The following is a 373-nucleotide window of genomic DNA, read 5'->3' on the forward strand; positions in this document are numbered from 1 at the left end:
GCAAAACGATGAGCGGTTTGGCCGGTCGCAATTCTGAAACGCGCGCCATCGTCACCGGTGGCGCGCAGGGCATCGGCTTCGCTGTCGCCGAGGCCTTGGCGGACGAGGGCTGCTGCGCGCTGGCGCTGATCGGCCGCTCGCAGGAAAAGGGCGACAAGGCGGTGGCAGTGCTGAAGAAGAATGGCGTCGACGCCATCTTCATCAGCGCCGATGTCGCCAAGGTGGCCGATTGCAAGCGCGCCGTGGCAACGGCGCTTGGCCATTTCGGCACGCTGAACGCTTTGGTCAACGCCGCCGCCACTTCCGCGCGGGGATCGTTGGTCGAGACGACTGAAGAGCTCTTTGATCAGATCTTCGACACCAATGTGCGCGG

1 protein-coding gene is annotated in these 373 nt (G+C 64.3%); it reads left to right on the plus strand.

The annotated features are described in order from the left end of the window. Positions 1 to 8 precede the first annotated feature (8 nt). A partial coding sequence (locus EN852_RS36240; protein WP_135879717.1) for an SDR family NAD(P)-dependent oxidoreductase occupies positions 9 to 373 on the plus strand: 365 nt, incomplete at its 3' end.

The organism is Mesorhizobium sp. M2E.F.Ca.ET.209.01.1.1 (assembly GCF_004010375.2).
Lineage (GTDB): Bacteria > Pseudomonadota > Alphaproteobacteria > Rhizobiales > Rhizobiaceae > Mesorhizobium.